General features: G+C 71.1%; 19 protein-coding genes and 1 riboswitch. Of the genes, 13 read left to right on the forward strand and 6 right to left on the reverse strand.

Features of this window, described 5'->3' with window-relative positions:
• Positions 1-2 precede the first annotated feature (2 nt).
• Positions 3-884, forward strand: coding sequence for an N-acetylglucosamine-6-phosphate deacetylase (locus QQX02_RS08440; RefSeq protein WP_301142418.1), 882 nt, complete (start codon positions 3-5; stop codon positions 882-884).
• Positions 885-899: 15 nt separating this feature from the next.
• On the opposite strand, the gene purU is transcribed toward QQX02_RS08440, so the two are convergent.
• Positions 900-1,757, reverse strand: coding sequence for a formyltetrahydrofolate deformylase (gene purU / locus QQX02_RS08445; protein ID WP_301142419.1), 858 nt, complete (start codon positions 1,755-1,757; stop codon positions 900-902).
• 70 nt (positions 1,758-1,827) lie between these two features.
• On the opposite strand from purU, the gene QQX02_RS08450 reads away from it, so the two are divergent.
• The 9 genes from QQX02_RS08450 to QQX02_RS08490 all read left to right on the forward strand — a co-directional run bounded on the left by QQX02_RS08450 (position 1,828) and on the right by QQX02_RS08490 (position 11,047).
• Positions 1,828-2,361: a GNAT family N-acetyltransferase gene (locus QQX02_RS08450; protein WP_301142421.1), complete on the forward strand. Its 534-nt coding sequence runs from the start codon at positions 1,828-1,830 to the stop codon at positions 2,359-2,361.
• Between the two features lie 62 nt (positions 2,362-2,423).
• Positions 2,424-3,476 (forward strand): acyltransferase family protein, encoded by a 1,053-nt coding sequence (locus QQX02_RS08455; protein WP_301142423.1) that lies wholly within the window; start codon positions 2,424-2,426, stop codon positions 3,474-3,476.
• Between the two features lie 36 nt (positions 3,477-3,512).
• Positions 3,513-3,596: riboswitch (ZMP/ZTP riboswitch) on the forward strand.
• 46 nt (positions 3,597-3,642) lie between these two features.
• Positions 3,643-4,935, forward strand: coding sequence for a serine hydroxymethyltransferase (gene glyA, locus QQX02_RS08460; protein WP_301142424.1), 1,293 nt, complete (start codon positions 3,643-3,645; stop codon positions 4,933-4,935).
• A 17-nt stretch (positions 4,936-4,952) separates the two neighbouring features.
• Positions 4,953-5,852, forward strand: coding sequence for a bifunctional methylenetetrahydrofolate dehydrogenase/methenyltetrahydrofolate cyclohydrolase (locus tag QQX02_RS08465; protein ID WP_301142425.1), 900 nt, complete (start codon positions 4,953-4,955; stop codon positions 5,850-5,852).
• Between the two features lie 315 nt (positions 5,853-6,167).
• Entirely contained in the window at positions 6,168-7,163 is a 996-nt protein-coding gene (dhaK, locus tag QQX02_RS08470; protein WP_301142426.1) for a dihydroxyacetone kinase subunit DhaK, read from the forward strand.
• Positions 7,164-7,171: 8 nt separating this feature from the next.
• On the forward strand, positions 7,172-7,822 hold the full coding sequence (gene dhaL, locus QQX02_RS08475) for a dihydroxyacetone kinase subunit DhaL (protein ID WP_301142427.1): 651 nt from the start codon (positions 7,172-7,174) through the stop codon (positions 7,820-7,822).
• A gap of 10 nt (positions 7,823-7,832) precedes the next feature.
• A complete protein-coding gene (gene dhaM / locus QQX02_RS08480; RefSeq protein WP_301142428.1) occupies positions 7,833-9,326 on the forward strand; it encodes a dihydroxyacetone kinase phosphoryl donor subunit DhaM in 1,494 nt (497 codons plus the stop codon).
• 108 nt (positions 9,327-9,434) lie between these two features.
• Positions 9,435-10,235 (forward strand): exodeoxyribonuclease III, encoded by an 801-nt coding sequence (locus QQX02_RS08485; protein ID WP_301142429.1) that lies wholly within the window; start codon positions 9,435-9,437, stop codon positions 10,233-10,235.
• 104 nt (positions 10,236-10,339) lie between these two features.
• Entirely contained in the window at positions 10,340-11,047 is a 708-nt protein-coding gene (locus QQX02_RS08490; RefSeq protein ID WP_301142430.1) for a hypothetical protein, read from the forward strand.
• A gap of 67 nt (positions 11,048-11,114) precedes the next feature.
• Here QQX02_RS08490 and QQX02_RS08495 read toward each other — a convergent pair whose 3' ends face one another.
• Entirely contained in the window at positions 11,115-12,239 is a 1,125-nt protein-coding gene (locus QQX02_RS08495; RefSeq protein ID WP_301142431.1) for an Mrp/NBP35 family ATP-binding protein, read from the reverse strand.
• A gap of 148 nt (positions 12,240-12,387) precedes the next feature.
• Here QQX02_RS08495 and QQX02_RS08500 point away from each other — a divergent pair, with 148 nt between their 5' ends.
• The gene (locus tag QQX02_RS08500) at positions 12,388-12,732 is read left to right on the forward strand and encodes a hypothetical protein (RefSeq protein WP_301142432.1); all 345 of its coding nucleotides are present in this window, start codon (positions 12,388-12,390) and stop codon (positions 12,730-12,732) included.
• 36 nt (positions 12,733-12,768) lie between these two features.
• On the opposite strand, the gene QQX02_RS08505 is transcribed toward QQX02_RS08500, so the two are convergent.
• Genes QQX02_RS08505 through QQX02_RS08515 form a run of 3 tightly spaced genes read right to left on the reverse strand, consistent with a single transcriptional unit; the run spans position 12,769 to position 16,037 of the window.
• On the reverse strand, positions 12,769-13,272 hold the full coding sequence (locus QQX02_RS08505; RefSeq protein WP_301142434.1) for a DUF1003 domain-containing protein: 504 nt from the start codon (positions 13,270-13,272) through the stop codon (positions 12,769-12,771).
• A complete protein-coding gene (locus QQX02_RS08510) occupies positions 13,273-14,559 on the reverse strand; it encodes a magnesium transporter MgtE N-terminal domain-containing protein (protein ID WP_301142436.1) in 1,287 nt (428 codons plus the stop codon).
• Between the two features lie 59 nt (positions 14,560-14,618).
• Entirely contained in the window at positions 14,619-16,037 is a 1,419-nt protein-coding gene (locus QQX02_RS08515; protein WP_301142438.1) for a pyridoxal phosphate-dependent decarboxylase family protein, read from the reverse strand.
• A 96-nt stretch (positions 16,038-16,133) separates the two neighbouring features.
• Between QQX02_RS08515 and QQX02_RS08520 the strand changes: the two genes are divergently transcribed.
• Together QQX02_RS08520 and QQX02_RS08525 are read left to right on the forward strand one after the other, a co-directional pair.
• Positions 16,134-17,534, forward strand: coding sequence for an aminotransferase-like domain-containing protein (locus QQX02_RS08520; RefSeq protein WP_301142440.1), 1,401 nt, complete (start codon positions 16,134-16,136; stop codon positions 17,532-17,534).
• A gap of 65 nt (positions 17,535-17,599) precedes the next feature.
• A complete protein-coding gene (locus QQX02_RS08525; RefSeq protein WP_301142442.1) occupies positions 17,600-18,133 on the forward strand; it encodes a hypothetical protein in 534 nt (177 codons plus the stop codon).
• Positions 18,134-18,146: 13 nt separating this feature from the next.
• Here QQX02_RS08525 and QQX02_RS08530 read toward each other — a convergent pair whose 3' ends face one another.
• The gene (locus QQX02_RS08530) at positions 18,147-19,127 is read right to left on the reverse strand and encodes an LLM class flavin-dependent oxidoreductase (protein WP_301142443.1); all 981 of its coding nucleotides are present in this window, start codon (positions 19,125-19,127) and stop codon (positions 18,147-18,149) included.
• Positions 19,128-19,135 lie beyond the last annotated feature (8 nt).

Consider the following 19,135-nt stretch of genomic DNA (forward strand, 5'->3'; position numbering starts at 1 on the left):
CGATGGACGGGGACGCGCTCACTGACATCCACGGCCATGGCGGTGGGGGACACGCGTTCGGCGACACCGTCGACGGCACGCTTGCCGCGGTGGCGGCGCATCGGGAGGCAGGGACTCACGCGATGGTGGCGTCCCTGGTCTCGCTGCCGCTGGCTGAGGCAGAGCGGCAGATCCGGGTGGTGCGTGAGGCGATGGAGCGCGACTCCGCGCTGGTGGGCATCCATCTCGAGGGACCCTTTCTTGCGCCCTCCCGCAAGGGAGCACACGATCCCGGAAGCCTGGCGCTGCCGACGCCGCAGCTGGTGGGGCGTCTGCTGGACGCCTGTGGCGATGCTCTCCGGCAGATCACGATGGCGCCCGAGCTCCCCGGCGCGCTCGCGGCCATCGAGACCTTCGTCGACGCGGGGGTCACGGTCGCCGTGGGCCACACGGACGCCGACGCCGCCGTGGCACGGGAGGCCTTCGATCGCGGCGCGACGCTCATCACCCACGCCTTCAACGCCATGCATGGCATCACGGGCCGCGAGATTGGACCCGTCGGCGCGGCCCTCGACGACCCGAGGGTATGGATCGAGGTCATCGCCGACGGGATCCACGTGGATCCCGCACTGATCGCCACGCTGTTCCGCGCCGCTCCCGGACGGATCGTGCTCGTGACCGACGCCATGGCCGCCGCGGCGTCTTCCGACGGTCATTACCTGCTCGGGTCGCGTGAGGTCGAGGTCACTGGCGGCCGCGCGGTGCTGGCAGGCACGGGCACCCTCGCCGGGTCGACGCTCACGCTGCGCAGAGCCGTCGAGGTCTGCGTCGAGGCGGGGGTGCCGCGCGACGAGGCCGTCGCCGCCGCATCGGCCGTGCCCAGGGCGGTGCTGGGACTGGCCTGAGCGTGCCGCGCCGCGTCAGCTGAAGACGATGGTGCGGTGCCCATCCAGCAGCACGCGATGCTCGGCGTGCCACCCGACCGCACGGGCCAGTGCGCGTCGCTCCACATCGGCGCCGAGCGCGGTGAGCGTCTCGGGTGTCGCCGTGTGATCCACCCGGTCCACGTCCTGCTCGATGATCGGACCCTCGTCGAGGTCCGCCGTCACGTAGTGGGCGGTCGCGCCGATGAGCTTGACGCCGCGGTCGTGGGCCTGGAAGTAGGGGCGGGCACCCTTGAAGCTGGGCAGGAACGAGTGGTGGATGTTGATGGCACGCCCATGAAGCGCCGCCGACAGCTCCGGCGACAGGATCTGCATGTAGCGCGCGAGGACCACGAGCTCGACGCCCAGGTCCTCGACCAGCGCGAGCAGCCGCGACTCGGACTCCGGCTTGGTGTCAGCGGTGACGGGGATGTGATGGAACGGCTTGCCGTAGAACTCGGCGAGGTCCCTGAGGGTCTCGTGATTGCCCACCACGGCCGCGATGTCGACCGGCAGGGTGCCGGCGCGCTCCCGGAACAGCAGGTCGTTCACGCAGTGGGCCGCGCGCGAGACCAGCACGATGGTCCGCATCGGGCGGCCCGCGACATCGAGCGTCCAGGTCATCGTGAATCGCTCAGCGAGGTCGGTGACGGCGGCGTCGAGCTCGTCACGCGACGCGTGCGAGGCGAACTCGACGCGCATGAAGAACAGCCCGGTGTCGGGGTCGCCGAACTGCTGGCTCTCGGTGATGTTGCCCTCATGGCTCGCGAGCAGGCCGGACACGGCATGCACGATGCCGGGGCGGTCGGGGCACGAGAGGCTGAGGATCCACGATCCTGGTCGGTCGGAAGGCATGCGCCGATCTTAGCCAGCGCCGCGCGGCGCAGGTCACGGCGTGTGGTGACGATGCTGGCAAGATGGACCCATGGCTCAGTCAGACGGAGTACGGATCGACGTCATCGGTGTCGACCACGTGGGAGAGCTCCTGACGGTGCGGCGTGCCGCGTTCGTCACCGAGGCTCAGTTGTACGACGACCCCAACATCCCGGCGCTCACCCAGACGCTCGACGAGCTGCAGGTCGACCTCGAATCCGACGACGTCGTGACGCTGGGCGCGTGGCAGGGCCACCGACTCATCGGCTCGATCCGTGTGGGCATCGATGGAGACAAGGCGACCATTGGCCGCCTCGCGGTGGTGCCCGACCTCCAGGGTCAGGGCATCGGCACCCAGCTGCTGTTCGCGGTGCTCGGCCACCTGCCCGAGTCGACCAAAGAGGTATGGGTCTTCACCGGGCAGAACTCCAAGCACAACATCGCGCTGTACAACAAGGCGGGCTACGACCACCAGTTCGATCAGGTCGCCGGCGATCTCACCTACGCCTACCTCAAGAAGGTCCTCGAGGCGGGCGCCGTCGTCTCCGACGATCTCGACGACAACGCGGTGCGCGGCGACAACTGATCGCTCTCGTCCGACCCCCTTTCTGAGAGCGGCCTGAGAGGGCGGTCCCGCACAGTGGAAGGGTGACGTCCCCCTCCACCCTCTCCCCGCATCGGCCGTTGTCGCCGCGGGACGACGTCCGCACGGACGTCGCCTCGCCTCCCGAGCGCGACCGCTCGATCGACGCCGCCGTAGGGCTGCTGGTGATGCTCGTCGTGTTCAGCCACGCGATCGGGCCGCTGTCCGGCCGTCCCGCCGAGGCGATCACGCAGTGGCTGTTCATGTTCCACATGCCGGCGTTCGTGTTCCTCTCGGGCTACCTCACTCGCAAGTCTTCCGGGTGGTCGCCGCGCGCGCTCGCGGGGCGTCTGCTGTTCCCCTTCGCCGTCTTCCAGGTGCTGCACGTCGTCGCCGCGTCGCTCGCCGCCGGTGGACTCGCCACGCCCACCCCGCTCGTTCCCGCCTGGACCACCTGGTACCTGCTGTCACTCTTCGTGTGGCGGATGGCCGCACCGTGGCTGACGAGGGTTCCGCACGTGCTTCCTCTGAGCGTCGCCGTGTCCATCGCCGCGGGCGGGCTGGCTGTCATCGGCCCTCACCTGTCGCTCGGCCGGACCCTCGGCTTCCTGCCGTTCTTCGTCCTCGGGCTGGTGTGGCGGGACGCGTGGTTCGCGCGTCTGCGCTCTCCGGGCATCCGGGTCGCCTCGGCCGCGCTGTTCGCCGGGGCATTGGCGCTCGCCTACGTCACGAAGCCGACCCTGAGCCGCGGCGTGTTCTTCCTTCACGAGGACTACGGGGACCTCGACTTCGCGTTCCTCGAAGGCGCCGCCCTGCGCGCGGCCGTGCTCGCGACCGGAGGCCTGCTGACGCTCGCGCTCGTGTCTCTCACAGGATGGAGCTCGCGGGTGGTCGCGCGCATCGGCGTCGGCTCGCTGGTGGTGTACCTGCTGCACCCCTTCGCTCTGTACCCGACCCGCGTCGACGGCTACAGCACCGCGCTGCCCGAGGCGGCGTGGCTCGTGCTGATCGCCGCGGCGACGCTCGTGTTCGCGTGGCTCGTGTCGCACCGCGTGGTCGTGCGCGCAACGAAGCCGCTCATGGACCATCGATGGTGGGCGGGCAGCCGGAGGTCGTGACCGGGCTCGCATCGGGCCGATGCGCGTTGCTAGACTGACGCCCGTCGCGACTGGCGCAGTGGGTCACCACGAGGGAGCGACACATCATCAGACTGTTGGTCGTACGCCTGGGCCAAGGTCACCGGACAACCGGCGGCCCCGTGTGCCGCCACAGACAAGGACACTGATGAGCACTGATTCCAGCGCCACCGCAGCGGTCATGAATGCGACCCTGCAGGACTTCGACCCCGAGATCGCCCAGGTTCTCGACCGCGAGCTCGTGCGCCAGCAGACCTACCTCGAGATGATCGCCTCCGAGAACTTCGTGCCGCGCTCCGTGCTGCAGGCACAGGGCTCGGTGCTCACCAACAAGTACGCCGAGGGCTACCCCGGCCGCCGCTACTACGGCGGCTGCGAAGAGGTGGACGTCGCGGAGAACATCGCCCGTGATCGCGCGAAGTCGCTGTTCGGCGCCGAGTACGCGAACGTGCAGCCGCACTCGGGCGCCACGGCGAACGCGGCCGTGCTGCACGCGCTCATCAACCCGGGCGACAAGATCATGGGCCTGTCCCTCGCGCACGGCGGCCACCTCACGCACGGCATGAAGCTCAACTTCTCCGGCAAGCTCTACGAGGTCGCGGCCTATGGCGTCGAGGAGGACACTCACCGCATCGACATGGACAAGGTGCGCGCGCAGGCGCTCGCCGAGCGTCCCGACGTGATCATCGCCGGATGGTCCGCCTACCCGCGTCACATCGACTTCGAGGCGTTCCGGTCCATCGCGGACGAGGTGGGCGCCAAGCTGTGGACGGACATGGCGCACTTCGCCGGCCTCGTCGCCGCGGGCCTGCACCCCTCGCCCGTGCCGCACTCGGACGTGGTGTCCACCACGATCCACAAGACCATCGGCGGCCCGCGCTCCGGCATGATCCTGTCGCGCGACACCGAGTACGCCAAGAAGCTCAACTCTGCTGTCTTCCCCGGCCAGCAGGGAGGCCCGCTCATGCACGTGATCGCCGCGAAGGCGGTCGCGCTCAAGGCGGCGGCGGCGCCCGAGTTCAAGGAGCGTCAGGAGCGCGTGCTCGAGGGCGCCCGCATCATCGCGGAGCGCCTGACGGCGGCCGATGCGACCGACGCCGGCGTCTCCGTCGTCACCGGCGGCACGGACGTCCACCTGGTGCTCGCCGACCTCAGGAACTCGCAGCTCGACGGCCAGCAGGCCGAGGATCTCCTGCACTCGGTGGGCATCACCGTGAACCGCAACGCGGTCCCGTTCGACCCGCGCCCGCCGATGGTCACCTCCGGGCTGCGCATCGGCACCCCGGCGCTGGCGTCGCGTGGCTTCGGCGCGGAGGAGTTCACGGAGGTCGCCGACGTGATCGCGACGGCGCTCAAGGGCGGTGCTGACGTGGACGCTCTGCGCGCACGCGTCAAGGCGCTGGCCGACGACTTCCCGCTGTACGACGGACTCCAGCAGTAGTGGGGGCTCCCGACACCGTGGGAATCGACGCAGGGGCACAACGACTCGACGGCAAGGCGACCGCCGCCACCATCAAGGGTGAACTGACCCAGCGGGTGGCGGCGCTCGCCGAGCGGGGCGTCACGCCCGGTCTCGGCACGCTGCTGGTGGGCGACGACCCGGGCTCGACCTGGTACGTCAACGGCAAGCACGCCGACTGCGCCGAGGTGGGGATCGCCTCGATCCGCGAGGATCTCCCTGGCACTGCCACCCAGGCGGAGATCGAAGCCGCGGTGACTCGCCTCAACGAGGACCCGGCCTGCACCGGGTTCATCGTTCAGCTGCCCCTTCCTGACGGCATCGACGCGAACCGCGTGCTCGAGGTCATCGACCCGTCCAAGGACGCCGACGGACTGCACCCCACCAACCTGGGGCGGCTCGTGCTGCGAGTCTCGGGGCCCATCGAGTCGCCGCTCCCCTGCACCCCCAAGGGCATCATCGAGCTGATCGAACGCCATGGGGTGTCGCTGCACGGCAAGGACATCGTGGTCGTGGGCCGCGGCACCACCGTGGGCCGCAGCATCGGCCTGCTGCTCACGCGCAAGGCCGTCAACGCGACGGTCACGCTGTGCCACACCGGCACGGCGGATCTCGCCTCGCACACACGTGGGGCCGATGTCATCGTGGCCGCCGCAGGGGTCCCCGGCATCATCAGCGCGGCCATGGTCAAAGACGGTGCGGTGCTGATCGATGTGGGCGTCTCGCGCGTCACCGACCCGGAGACGGGCAGGTCCAAGGTCGCGGGCGACATCGCTCCCGAGGCGGTCGAGAAGTCGTCCTGGTACTCGCCCAACCCCGGCGGCGTGGGTCCGATGACCCGCGCCATGCTGCTCTCCAACGTGGTGGAGTCCGCGGAGCGAAGCTTGGCCCTCTCGTAGTCCCTGCGGGGCCGCCGGAGCGGCTCACCTCCCTCACTTCCGGTTGACACCCGCCGTGGGCCCCATAGGATTCGAAGCGTCGAACAGTGGCCCAAAGGCGGGCATAGCGGGCACCCCTCGAGTGCCATGCGACCCCGCACGTCAGGGAGCGCAGATGCACGCACGAGCGCAGTGGGACGTCCCGCACTGGCCCAGCGTGAGTCACCTCCTCTCCGTCGCTCCCGCCGCACCGTCGGCGCGCGATGCCTCCGCCGAGCCGCGGACCCACCCACCTGGCGCGGGCGGGAGCGCTCGCGCTTGTCACGAGGAGACACGATGAAGAAGCTCATCAACGCACCCGAATCCGTACTCGCCGACGCACTGAAGGGCGTCGAGGCCGCGGATCGTTCGGTGAGGGTCGACCACCACAATCGCGTGATCTATCGGGCCGAGCCCAAGGCCGACGGCAAGGTTGCCGTGATCTCTGGCGGCGGGTCCGGCCACGAGCCCATGCACGGTGGCTTCGTGGGTTACGGCATGCTCGACGCCGCGTGCGCCGGCGAGGTCTTCACCTCGCCCACTCCGGACCAGATGCAGGCGGCCACCAAGGAAGTGGACCGCGGCGCGGGTGTGCTCCACATCGTCAAGAACTACACGGGCGATGTCATGAACTTCGAGATGGCGGCCGAGTTCGCCGCGGCGGAGGCGGGCGTCGAGGTCGCCACCGTCGTGACGAACGACGATGTCGCGGTGCAGGACTCCCTGTACACCGCAGGGCGCCGGGGAGTCGGCGTCACGGTGCTCCTCGAGAAGATCGTCGGGGCCGCCGCCGAGGAGGGACGCGACCTCGCCGCCGTCACCGACCTCGCGCACCGCGTCAACGACGGCGGCCGCTCGATGGGGATGGCCCTGACGAGCTGCACCGTGCCCGCGGCGGGCAAGCCCACGTTCGATCTGCCCGAGGACCAGATGGAGATCGGCATCGGCATCCACGGAGAGCCGGGCCGCCACCGCGTGCCGCTCGCGCCGGCCAAGGACATCGCGGCCCAACTGGTCGAGCCGATCCTGGCGGACTCTGACATGGCGGGACCCGCCATCGTGATGCTCAACGGCATGGGAGGGTCGCCACTGCTCGAGCTCTACCTCATGTTCGGCGAGGTGGCGCCGCTGCTTGAGAAGGCCGGGGTCGACGTGGCCCGTACCCTCGTGGGCAACTACATCACCTCTCTCGACATGGCGGGATGCTCCCTCACCGTGCTGCGGGCCGACGACGACATGATCACCTTGTGGGACGCCCCGGTGCAGACCGCCGGACTGCGCTGGGGTCGGTAGGGCGCGCGATGGTCGACTCAGACGACTCGAGCCTGTTCACTCTGGACACCGCCAAGGACTGGCTTGACCGGTTCGATGCGGCGGTGCACGAGCACAAGGCGCACCTCACCGAACTGGACTCCGCGATCGGAGACGCGGACCACGGGTCGAACATGGCGCGCGGCGTGACCGCCGTCAACCAGGCGGTCGCGGGCGCCGCTCCCGACACTCTCGACGAGATGTTCAAGCTCGTCGGGATGACGCTCGTGAGCTCGGTCGGAGGAGCGTCGGGGCCGCTCTACGGCACGTTCTTCTTGCGCTTCGGCGTGGACGCGGGCGCGACCGAGAGCCTTGACGGGGCCGGCCTCGCTGCCGCGCTCCAGGCGGGGCTGGGCGGCGTCGCGGCGCGTGGCAAGGCCGAGCAAGGGGACAAGACGATGATCGACGCGATGGCCCCCGCGCTCGAGTCGTTCGCCGCAGCCATCGAGGCAGGGGACAGCCTCCGCGACGCTGCGCGCGCGGCCGCGGAGGCCGCAGCCAAGGGCCGCGACGCGACGGAGCCATGGGAAGCGCGCAAGGGTCGCGCCAGCTACCTGGGGGAGCGTTCCGCAGGACACATCGATCCTGGCGCCGCGTCCACCACCCTGCTGTTCGAGGCGCTGGCGGCGGCGCAGTCGTGAGCGCGCCGACGTGACCACGGGTCCGCGGGTGGGACTGGTAGTGGTCTCCCACTCGGAGCCGCTGGCACGGGCGGCGGTCGCTCTTGCCACGGAGATGGTCGCGGAGGACCCTCCGGTGATGGCGATCGCCGCGGGCACCGCCGACGGCGGCACCGGGACGGACGCCACTGCGGTCGCGGCAGCGTTCGAGAGGGCAGACGAGGGGGCCGGGGTCGTGGTGCTGCTCGATCTCGGCTCGGCGCTCATGAGCGCTGAGATGGCGCTCGAGTTCTTGCCCGGCGAGCACGACGTGCGGCTGATCCCCGCACCATTCGTCGAGGGTTTGGTGGCGGCGGCCGTGAGGGCCGCCGCGGGTGCAGGCATCGACGAGGTGGTCCGCGAGGCCACGGATGCTCTCGGCCCCAAGCGCGCGCAGCTCGCGGGGCCCGACGAAACCGAAGGCGGCACTCCGGACGCGGCCTCGCCGGGTGACGTGCCTGATGCCGACGCCGCGGACGCTCGCGGGTCTGTGGAGGTGGTGAACGCCGCGGGCATGCACGCCCGCCCCGCCGCAGCGATTGCGGCTGCCGTCGGTCGGCTCGACGCCCGCGTGTGGGTGGGCGCTGGCGGAACATGGGCCGACGCCTCCTCGCCGACGTCGCTCGCGGTCCTCACCGCCGCCGCTGGGGACACGCTGGAGGTGGTCGCGGAGGGACCGTCGGCTCGCGCAGGCGTCGACGCCGTGGTGGCGCTCGTCGAGAGCGGCTTTGGTGAGGAGCTCGCGAGCTCAACCCGAGCAGAGCCCGATCAGGCGGGCGGCGAGCGCCCGACGGCCCCGCGTGGGGTGAGCCCGGGACGGGTGGTGGGCCCGGTGCGCCAGGGGGCGACGCCGCCCGAGCCACCCGCCGAGCGCACCGTGCCGGAGTCCGAGCGTGAACGCGAGGCCGATCGCATTGGCCCCGCGTGCGCCGAGGCATCGAGGCAGCTGCGGGAGATCGCGGCGCGAGCCACGGGGCAGGGTGCGGCGATTCTCGAGGCGTCGGCGGTGATCGCGGTCGATCCCGCGTTGAGCAGCCGCGCGAGGGCTCTGTGCCTGGAGGGTCGCGACGCGGAGCGAGCCGTGTGGGAGGCGGCCGGCGCCCTGGCGGAGTCGCTCCGGGGCGCGGGCGGACTCATCGCGGAGCGCGCCACCGATGTGCTCGACGTCCGTGACCGGGTCATCGCGGTGCTGGCCGGCCGCGAGGCTGGGGCTGTCGATGAGGATCCGCCTGCTCCACAGAGCCGGCCGTACGTGCTGATCGTGCGCGACATCGCGCCTGCTGATGTGGTGGCCCTCGACCCCTCGGTGTGCCTGGCGATCGTCACCGAGACCGGCTCGGAGACCTCGCATACGTCGATCATTGCTCGCGAACGCGGAATACCCGCCGTCGCGGGTGCGCGCGGAGCGACGGCGATCCCACCGGGCACGGAAGTACTCGTGGACGGCGGCACGGGAGAGCTGGTGGTCGACCCCGACCCGCAGTAGCGGGCTCCCGAGAGCGGCCCCGATTGCCCGGCGTGTCCGCGGGTCGCGATAGCCTCGCAGATGGACGTGGCCGCTTGCGGCCGCACGGCAGCAATCGTGGGAGAACGCATGAGAATCGCATCGGTCAACGTCAATGGCGTGCGCGCCGCGGCCCGCAAGGGAATGGGCGCATGGCTCGCCGAGGGCGCGCCCGACGTCGTGTCCCTCCAGGAGGTGCGGGCCCCGCTCGACATCACCGCTCCGCTGGTGGGTGAGGAATGGCACGTGGTCGAGCAGGCGTGCGAGATCAAGGGCCGGGCGGGCGTGGCCATCGCTTCGCGGTCCGCGCTCACCGATGTTCTCGCCGGGGTCGACGCGCTGGGCGGCGCCATGGGCGAGCCCGTCCACACCGGCCGATGGATCGAGGCGACGGTGGAGTCACCCGCGGGCCCGGTGCGCGTGGTCTCGACCTACCAGCACTCCGGCACTGCCGGCACGCCGTCGATGGACGACAAGTACGCGCTGCTCGACGCCTCCACCGAGCGCATGGGCGCGCTGCGCGAGCAGTACGAGCGTGTGGTCGTGATGGGTGACATCAACATCGCCCACACCGAGCGGGACATCAAGAACTGGAAGGGCAACCTCAAGTCGGCCGGCTTCCTGCCCGAGGAGCGGGCCTACCTGGATCGCTGGGTCGAGGCCGGGTGGGTGGACGTCCACCGCACGCTGGCCGGGGATCGCGAAGGCCCGTACACGTGGTGGTCGATGCGCGGCAAGGCATTCGACAACGACGCCGGCTGGCGCATCGACTATCAGTTCGCCTCTCCGGCGCTGGCCGCTGCGGCGACCGATGCCCGGGTGGACCGTCAGGCGTCGTGGGATGCGCGCTGGACGGATCACGCGCCGCTGGTCGTCGACTACGCGCTCTAGGCGCGACGTCCGCTCCTCCGCGAGGGACGCCCGAGCCGACGCGGCAAGGCCAGCATCCTGCCCGGCGTAGCATGGGCGTACACGACGCTCCAGGAGGATTTGTCATGGCCGACACCACGCCCGAGCCGGGGGACGGCGCGGCTCAGAAGCCCGCCGCCCGCAAGAAGGCCCCCGCCCGCAAGCCGGCCGCGAAGCGCTCGCCGGCGTCGCAGTCGGCCGCACCCGCGTCCTCACCCTCCCAGTCCGAGGCCGCTAAGGCCCCCGAGGGGACGACGTCACCTGAGCCCGCGACCGCATCGGCCGCCACACCCGCCACTGCGCCCACGGCTACCGCTGCGCATGCGGAGCCGGCGTCACACGACGGCTCTCGCCGCGACCACTCGATCCTCGACTCCGTGCGCGCCAACCCGATGGGCCCGCTGACCGCTGGTCTGATCGTGGCGATCGCGGTGGGCCTGCTGCTCTCGGTGCTGGTGCCCAACGATCCGTCGGTGCTGGCGATGGTGATCCTCGGCACGCTGCTCGCCGCGGCCGTCGGATTCGCGGTGCGCTACCTCTCCGCGGCTCCCGAGCGCGGCCTCCGCCGCCAGCTGGAGGCGCTCATCGCGACCGCCGTCGGCGTGCACCTGATGTCCGTGACGGGCACGGTCGGCGGGGAGATCCCGCTGCTGTCGGACCTGGGGGCCGCTGGCCCCGGCTTCAACGAGGCGCTGCTGGTCGCCTTCGCGACCCCAGCGGTCTCGACGGGCGCGCTGCTCGCAGGCCTCACCGCGGCGATCATCGTGGGGTGGGCTCGCTCGCGCCACCGCTGAGAGGCGCGGCGGGCGCGCTGACACGGGTGCGTGTCACGAGTTGCGGCGCGTGAGCGCGCCGCAGCGGTCAGCGTGAGACGGGGGTGACGCCCAGCGACTTCCCGGCCAGCCCGCGCTTGCGCGCCCCGAGCGTGCGTGCCATGCCGATGAGTGCCTGCGATGCCACCGACTCGGGGTCTGAGATGACCACGGGGACGCCGCTGTCGCCGGCCTCCCGGGCGATCATGTCGAGCGGGACCTGACCCAGCAGCGGCACGGACGTGCCCAGGGTCTTCGAGAGGCGATCCGCGACGATCTGGCCGCCGCCTTCACCGAACAGGTGGAGCCGTGATCCGTCGGGCTGCTCGAGCCACGACATGTTCTCGATGACGCCCACCACGTTCTGCGAGGTCTGGGTCGCGATCGACCCGGCACGCTCGGCGACTCCGGACGCGGCTGACTGCGGGGTGGTGACCACCACGAGCTCGGCGTGGGGGAGAAGCTGCGCGACGGAGATCGCGATGTCGCCGGTGCCCGGCGGGAGGTCGAGCAGCAGCACGTCGAGGTCGCCCCAGTAGACGTCCGCGAGGAACTGCTCGATCGCCCGGTGCAGCATGGGCCCGCGCCACACGACGGGCTGGCCTTCAGGCACGAACATGCCGATCGACACGGCCTTGACCTCGTGCGCGATGGGCGGCAGCAGCATGTCGTCGAGGCGAGTGGGCTGGCCTTCGACGCCGAGCATGCCCGGGATCGAGAAGCCGAAGATGTCCGCGTCCAGCACGCCCACCTTGAGCCCGTCGGCAGCCATGGCGGCCGCGAGGTTCGCGGTCACCGTGGACTTGCCGACCCCGCCCTTGCCCGAGGCGATCGCGTAGATGCGCGTCATGTTGCCGGGCTTCGTGAACTGGATCACCGGCTCGGGCTTGCCGCCGCGCAGCTTGGAGCGCAGCTCCAGGCGCTGCTCCTCGCTCATCACGCCCAGCTCGATGCGCACCTCGGTGACCCCGGAGACCTTGGCGGCGGCGCCCTTGACGTCGTCCGTGATGCGCTCCTTCATGGGGCACCCGGCGGTGGTGAGGTCGATGCCGATCAGGGCGATGCTGCCGTCGAGGTCGACCGAGCGCACCATGCCGATCTCAGTGATCGGACGGCGAATCTCGGGGTCGATCACCTTCGAGAGGGCGTCGCGGAGCTGGGTCTCGGTAGGCATTGCTCCATCGTAGGCGCTGTGTGCGAAGGCTCGGCACGGCCGATGCGCGGGAACCGGCCCACTCGGACCGTTCACAGGGCTTGTGGGGCGCGGGCAGCACGTGCCACGCTGGGCGCGTCATCGGTGGCACCGCTGACGGGAGGGCCTGATGGCCGACAACTCGACGTACTACCCCGATGGCGCGCATGCCGCGCCGCGACGGGAATCGGCACTGCCGGAGTGGCTGAGGCTCGCCGGCGCACTCGACCCGGTCGCCCCGGGCGCCGAGGGCTTCGCCTCGACCGCGCTCGCCGACGATCGTGACTCTGCCCACGCATCGGCCGGGGGCCGGCATCGGGCGAGACGCATGGCCGCAGTCGTCGTCGTGCTGGCGCTGTGCGCCCTGGTGGGCGTGATCGCGGGCACGGGTGCGTTCGTGATGGCGGTCGCGCTCGGTGCGGCCATCGCCACCGCGTGGTGGGCGGCCATCGCGATCCGGGTCCACCGCCGCTGACGCCGCCGGGTCACGCGAACGAGGCCGCAGTCGGCCTCAGCGTCGCCGTTCGTCCCCTGCGTTCCTGTCGAGATCCTGAAGATCCTCGAGCAGCGACCGCAGCTCGGAACGGACGAAGTCGCGGGTGGCAGTCTCGTTGATCGCCTGCCGCAGCGAGGCGACTTCGCGCGCCAGGTACTCGGTGTCCGCGAGCGAGCGCTCGGCGCGCTGGCGGTCCTGCTCGGCCGAGACACGGTCCCGGTCGTCCTGCCGGTTCTGCGCCAACAGAATCAGCGGCGCCGCGTAGGAGGCCTGGAGAGACAGCATCAGCGTGAGCGCGGTGTAGCCGTTGGCGGCGTTGTCGAAGCGCAGCCCCTCGGGCGCCCACGTGTTCCAGATGAGCCAGACGATGACGAACACCGTGAGGTACACCAGGAATCTGGGCGTGCCCAGGAACCGGGCGATGCCCTCGGAGATCGCTCCGAACCTGTCGGACTTGCGCGGGCGGCGCAGCCCGAACCGATGGTTCTCGGCCTTGGGGCGGTCGAGACGGTCGGCCACTTACGCCACCCCCGGCTTCTCTGACTCGTCGAGGTGCTCGTCCACGTGCTCGCGCCAGTCGCGGGGCAGCAGGTGGTCGAGCACGTCGTCGATCGAGATGGCGCCCAGGAGGCGGTGGTCCTCGTCGACGACGGGCAGGGCGAGGATGTCGTACGCGGCCATGCGTCGCGACACCTCCGCCAGGGAGTCCTGCGCTCCGAGCGGCTCGATCGCGGGGTCCACGTACGAGCCGATGAGCTCGTGCGGCGCCTCGCGCAGCAGACGCTGAAGATGCACCAGGCCGATGTACCGGCCCGTCGGAGTCTCGAGGGGTGGCCTCACCACGAACACCATGGACGCGAGCGCGGGCGGCATCTCCTGCTTGCGCACCAGCGACAGGCAGCTGGCGACCGAGGTCTCGGGGCCCACGATCACCGGCTCGGTGGTCATCAGTCCGCCAGCGGTGTCGTCCTCGTAGCCGAGCAGCTGACGCACCTGCTCGGCGTCCTCCGGCTCCATGAGCTGGAGCAGCGCCTGTGCCTGCGCGGCGGGCAGGTCGCCCAAAAGGTCGGCGGCGTCGTCGCGGTCCATGGCCTCGAGGACGTCCGCGGCGCGGTCGGACTGCAGCGTGCCGAGCAGCGCGATCTGCTCGTCCTCCGGCAGCTCCTCCAGCACGTCGGCCAGGCGCTCGTCATCGAGCGCGGCCGCGATCTCGGCGGAGCGTTCGGGGGACATCTCCATCAGCGCGGCCGCCAGGTCGGCAGGCTTGTGGTCGGCGAACGTCTGGATCACGAGGTGCGCGCCCTGGACCTCGTCGCGTCGCATCAGCCCGGTGACCTCGTCGATCTCGACCACGACGGCCTCGCCGCGCCGGGAGAACCCGAGCACGCCCTTGCGCCTCGCGGCCTTGCGCACATAGAGCTTCGACACCGCCCAGGTGCCGCCGCGCATCGGCTCGATGGCGACATCCTCGATGAGGGCCTTGTCTCCGCCGTCCTTGAGCGTGACGGACCGTTCGAACAGCTCCGCGATGGCGAGGGTCTCCGACGCGCGCGCCTTGAACCGGCGCAGGTTCAGCACGCCGGTGCAGATCACCTGGCCCGGCACGATCGACGTCACGCGCGTGAGGGGCAGGAACACGCGGCGCCGCCCTGGAACCTCGACCACCAGACCCACGGCCACCGGCGCGGCGCTCCTGCGCAGCAGGATCACGACGTCGCGCACCCGGCCCACGGCATCGCCGATGGGGTCGAAGACGGTCGTGCCCGCGAGGCGCGCGACGTAGACCCGCTCGGCTGAGGTGCTCATGGCCACAGCCTAATGGCGTGCATGCCCGCCCGAGGCGAGCCCGGGCGGGCGCCGCGACGTCAGCGGCGGACCGCTCGCCAGCACCTCAGCATCGCCGCGGCAGCGGCCTCCACATCGTCGCGCGTGGTCGCCGCGTCGGAGACCGAGATGCGCATCGCGGAGCGGCCCTTCCAGACCGAGGATCCCGCCCAGGTGGTGCCGTCCTCCTGAAGTGCGGCGATCACCGCCGCCGTCTCGCGCTCGTCGCCGAAGGCCACCAGCACCTGGTTGAGCGCGACCGGAGCGAGCAGCTCCGCGCCGCCAGCCGTCAGCAGCGAGGCGAAGCGCTGGGCATGCGCGCACGAGCCTTCGATGAGCTCGGCGAGCCCGTCGCGGCCGTGCGACGCGAGCATCGCCCAGGTCTCGACCGCGCGGGCGCGTTGAGACATCTGGATGCCGCGGTGCATCGGTGCGTCGTCGGCGGCGCTCAGGTACGCGGCCGTGCCGGCCATGGCGCGCTCGAGGTCGCGCGGATCCCGCACCGCGACGAAGCCCGAGTCGTACGGCACATTGAGCCACTTATGGGCGTCGGTCGCCCACGAGTCGGCCAGCTCGACCCCGCGCACCTGCTCCCGCAGCCGGGGCGACGCCGCCGCCCACAGTCCGAATGCGCCGTCGACGTGGACCCACCCGCCGCGCTCGCGGACGCCCGGGATGATCTCGTGGAAGGGGTCGGAGGCGCCGGTGTTGACGTTGCCCGCCTGGAGCAGCACGAGGGTCGACGCGTCCGTGTCGGTGGGAAACTCCTCGGCGATGATGGCGCCGGTGCGGTCGGTGGGAACGCGCTCGATCTGCGCCTCGCCGAATCCCGCGAGCCGCAGCGCCTTGAGCGCGGACGCGTGCACCTCCTCCCCGACGATGATGCGCAGGGCCGGGGCGCCGGCGAGACCGTCTCTCCCGACGTCCCGGCCCTGGCGTGCGTAGAGCGCGTCGCGAGCGGCGATGATGCCGGTGAGGTTCGCGACGGTTGCTCCCGCGTTGAACGCGCCGGCGGCCGTGGAGGGCAGGCCCAGCGCGTCGATCACCCAACCGCGCGCGACCTCATCGAGGACGGCGGCGGCGGGCGACATGATGGTGCCTCCCACGTTCTGGTCCCACGCCCCGGCAAGGATCGACGCGGCGTGAGCGGCGGGATCGGTGCCGCCGTTCACGAAGCCGAAGTACCTGCCGTGAGTGGAGACGACGGTGGCGGGCGAGCCGAAGGCGTCGAGCTCCGCGAGCACCTCGCGGGCCGGAATCGGCGCATCTTGCAATGGTCGACGGAAGGCGTCGAGCGCTGCGACCGCCTCGGCGGCCGGATACACCGGGCGGTGCGTCGCGCTGGCGACGTACGACCCGGCGCGCCTGGCGGCCTCGGTGATGAGGCCGATGCGCTCGCGAGAGCGAGCGAGGGACAGCGGGTTCGTGTGCACCCGAATGAGGGGGTCGGTGGTGGTCATAGCGTCAGCCTGGCCTCACTGGACCCTCGATGAAAGAGCCAGTGTGGGCTCGAGTGGCTCTTGTCATGAGGTGCCAGTTTGGAGTGCAATGGCTCCATGCGCACCACAGCCGATCAGCTCCGCGACGTTCTCGACCACTGGCAGTCCGGGACCGGACCGCTCTATGCCCAACTGGCCGATGCGATCGTGTCGCTCGCGGAGGCCGGGTCCCTCGACTACGGGACCAAGCTCCCATCGGAGCGCGCGCTCGCGACGAGCCTGCACCTGTCGCGCAACACGGTGACCGCGGCATACCAGCGCCTGCGTGACGAGGAATGGCTCGAGGTGCGCGCCGGCGCCGCTCCCACACTCGGATCGCGCGCCCGGGGACTGGATGCGATGAGCGACGAGGATCGTTTCGCCAAGATCCTTCCCACGGGACGTGCACCGCTCGTGAGTCTCAGCTCCGCGTGCCCGCCACCGGCGCCCATCGTCACGGAGGCGCTGCGGGACCCCGGTGCGATGCTCGACGGCGTGCCCGCGCTGGGGACCGGCTATGCGGCGCTCGGCGACCCCGAGCTGGTGTCCGCGATCGTCGACCACCTCCGTTCGCGCGGCATCCCCGCGGAGCCGGACGAGGTGGTGGTCACCGCAGGCGGGCAGCAGGCGGTCTGGCTCGCGATCACCGCAGTCGCGGGGCCGCAGTGCCCGGTGGCGCTCGAGTCCGTGACCTATCCGGGGGTGTTCGACGCCATCTCCGCCGCCGGGTCCCGGCCGCTCGCCCTGCCCATGACCCCGGCCGGGCTCGACGTGACGGCCTCCGCGAAGCTGCTGCGGGCCGCTCGGCCCGACGTCGCCTACGTCACCACCTTCCACAACCCCACCGGCACCGCCATGGCGGAGGAGGACGCTGCGCGACTGGTCGCCGCCGCATCGGCCGTGGGCACCACCGTCATCGACGACCGCATCACCGGAGACCTCGCCCTCGACGGGCAGGTGCGGCGGCCGCTCGCGACTCATGAGGGCGGGGAGAACGTCATCACCATCGGGGGCTTGAGCAAGGTGTTCTGGGGCGGCATGCGCATCGGCTGGCTGCACACCAACGCGACGCTGGCCGCGCAGCTCCGACACCGCAAGGCCGCGATGGACCTCGGCAGCCCGGCGCTGTTCCAGCGTCTCGCGTACCGGTTCCTGACCGAGCACTACGAGGAGACCGTGCGATGGCGCATCGAGTCCATGCGCGAGTCGCTCGCGGCGACCGTCGAGGCGATCGACGAGCACGGACTCGACTGGCGCTTCACGCAGCCGCAAGGGGGGCCGTGCCTGTGGGTCGAGCTGCCTGACGGCGGGGTCGAGCGCTTCGCGTCCCGCGCGGCCGATGCGGGAGTCCCGGTCGCCCCGGCATCGGCCTTCGAGGTCGTGCCCGGCGCGGCGGGCGCGCACTTCCGGCTGCCGTTCTACCTGCCCCCGGAGGAGATGCGCCTGGGCGTCAAGGTGCTGGCCCAGCGCGCCGCGTAGCCCCCGACCCCATAGCAACAGATTGCCTAGTGACACCACGGGGCCGCATTGCTACTTTGCGTGGCATGAACACCATGCTGAGGATCCTTGCCCCTGTGACCGCCGCCAGCCTCGTGCTCGCAGGATGCGGTGCCGCTGACAATCTGGTCGAGAGCGCCATGGAAGAGGCGGTCGAGAAAGGCGTCGAGGGCGCGACCGGCGCGGACGTCGAGGCCGGGGAGGACGGCTTCAGCGTCACGACCGAAGACGGGGAGTTCACCGTGGGCGGCGACGGCTCGCTGCCGGAGGGCTTCCCCGAGGCAGAGGTCCCGCTGGTCGACGGCGAGATCGGGCAGACGGCCAGGGTCAACGACGGGGACGCCGACGCGTTCGCCGTGTCCATCAACGCGACGGGCTCCGTCGAGGAGGTTCACGCTGAGGCGCTCGGTCTCCTCGAGTCTGCCGGCTTCACCGTGAGTGCCGAGGTCGACATGGGGGGAATGAAGTCCGCGACCCTCGAGAGCGAGGGCAGCGTCGACGCGGTCACGTTGGGCGTGCTGGAAGGCTCCGATGAGAGCATGTCCACGGTCAACTACACCGTGGTGATGGCGAGGGAGTAGTGGCTCGCCTGGGCTAGGCCCGTGCCGTGAGTCGCACCGACTCCACTCGTGCATCGGCGCTCATCGCGCTGTGCGCCACGATGACCTCGTCCGCGCCCACCTCGCTGGCGAAGTCGTCGAGCCACGTGTTCACCTCGTCGCCGGTGCCGATGGCGGTGTAGCGCATCATGTCCGCCAGCTGCTGGCCCTGAGGCGTCGCCAGGAACGCGTCGATCTCTTCGTCCGAGTACTCGCGCGCCTGAGTGCCACGCTGGATCATGCCGCGCACGCGCCAGCGGCGCGCGTGCGCGAACTGCTCGCGCGCATCGGCCTCGTCGGAGCCGGCGAAGGCGTTGGCGCCGGCGATCACGTACGGCTGCGCCAGCTGATCCGACGGCTGGAAGCCCGCGCGGTACGCGGCGACCGCATCGTGCAGCGCGGCCGGGGCGAAGTGGGACGCGAACGCGTAGGGCAGGCCCAGCTGTGCCGCGAGCTGCGCGCCGAAGAGAGACGATCCGAGGATGTACAGCGGCACGTGGGTGCCCTTGCCGGGCGTGGCGACGACACCGTGCACGCGTGACTCGTCGCTCAGGTATCCCTGGAGTTCGACGACGTCCTGCGGGAACCGGTCCGATGCGGCGGGGTCGCGGCGCAGCGCGCCGAACACGGCGCGGTCGCCGCCGGGCGCGCGGCCGAGCCCGAGGTCGATGCGGCCGGGGTGGAGCTCGGCGAGGGTGCCGAACTGCTCGGCGATGGCCAGCGGAGAGTGGTTGGGCAGCATGACGCCGCCCGCGCCCAGTCGGATCGACTCGGTGTGCGCCGCGATGTGGGCGATCAGCACGCTCGTGGCCGACGACGCGATGCGCTCCATGTTGTGGTGCTCGGCGTACCAGACGCGCTCGTACCCGGCGGCCTCTGCGGCCTGGGCAAGCGCCACGGAGTGACGGAACGAATCGGCGGGGGTCTCACCCGGCGCGATGGGCGCGAGGTCGAGAACGGACAGACGTGCGGACATGAGTCTCC

This window comes from Demequina muriae (assembly GCF_030418295.1).
In the GTDB taxonomy this organism is placed as follows: Bacteria; Actinomycetota; Actinomycetes; order Actinomycetales; family Demequinaceae; genus Demequina; species Demequina muriae.

What these genes read in the sequence shown, in the direction of transcription:
- QQX02_RS08440 (WP_301142418.1), top strand. Translation starts at nt 3, where the DNA reads ATGGACGGGGACGCGCTCACTGACATCCACGGCCATGGCGGTGGGGGA.
- purU (WP_301142419.1), bottom strand. Translation starts at nt 1,757, where the DNA reads ATGCCTTCCGACCGACCAGGATCGTGGATCCTCAGCCTCTCGTGCCCC.
- QQX02_RS08450 (WP_301142421.1), top strand. Translation starts at nt 1,828, where the DNA reads ATGGCTCAGTCAGACGGAGTACGGATCGACGTCATCGGTGTCGACCAC.
- glyA (WP_301142424.1), top strand. Translation starts at nt 3,643, where the DNA reads ATGAGCACTGATTCCAGCGCCACCGCAGCGGTCATGAATGCGACCCTG.
- dhaK (WP_301142426.1), top strand. Translation starts at nt 6,168, where the DNA reads ATGAAGAAGCTCATCAACGCACCCGAATCCGTACTCGCCGACGCACTG.
- dhaL (WP_301142427.1), top strand. Translation starts at nt 7,172, where the DNA reads ATGGTCGACTCAGACGACTCGAGCCTGTTCACTCTGGACACCGCCAAG.
- QQX02_RS08485 (WP_301142429.1), top strand. Translation starts at nt 9,435, where the DNA reads ATGAGAATCGCATCGGTCAACGTCAATGGCGTGCGCGCCGCGGCCCGC.
- QQX02_RS08490 (WP_301142430.1), top strand. Translation starts at nt 10,340, where the DNA reads ATGGCCGACACCACGCCCGAGCCGGGGGACGGCGCGGCTCAGAAGCCC.
- QQX02_RS08495 (WP_301142431.1), bottom strand. Translation starts at nt 12,239, where the DNA reads ATGCCTACCGAGACCCAGCTCCGCGACGCCCTCTCGAAGGTGATCGAC.
- QQX02_RS08500 (WP_301142432.1), top strand. Translation starts at nt 12,388, where the DNA reads ATGGCCGACAACTCGACGTACTACCCCGATGGCGCGCATGCCGCGCCG.
- QQX02_RS08510 (WP_301142436.1), bottom strand. Translation starts at nt 14,559, where the DNA reads ATGAGCACCTCAGCCGAGCGGGTCTACGTCGCGCGCCTCGCGGGCACG.
- QQX02_RS08515 (WP_301142438.1), bottom strand. Translation starts at nt 16,037, where the DNA reads ATGACCACCACCGACCCCCTCATTCGGGTGCACACGAACCCGCTGTCC.
- QQX02_RS08520 (WP_301142440.1), top strand. Translation starts at nt 16,134, where the DNA reads ATGCGCACCACAGCCGATCAGCTCCGCGACGTTCTCGACCACTGGCAG.
- QQX02_RS08525 (WP_301142442.1), top strand. Translation starts at nt 17,600, where the DNA reads ATGAACACCATGCTGAGGATCCTTGCCCCTGTGACCGCCGCCAGCCTC.
- QQX02_RS08530 (WP_301142443.1), bottom strand. Translation starts at nt 19,127, where the DNA reads ATGTCCGCACGTCTGTCCGTTCTCGACCTCGCGCCCATCGCGCCGGGT.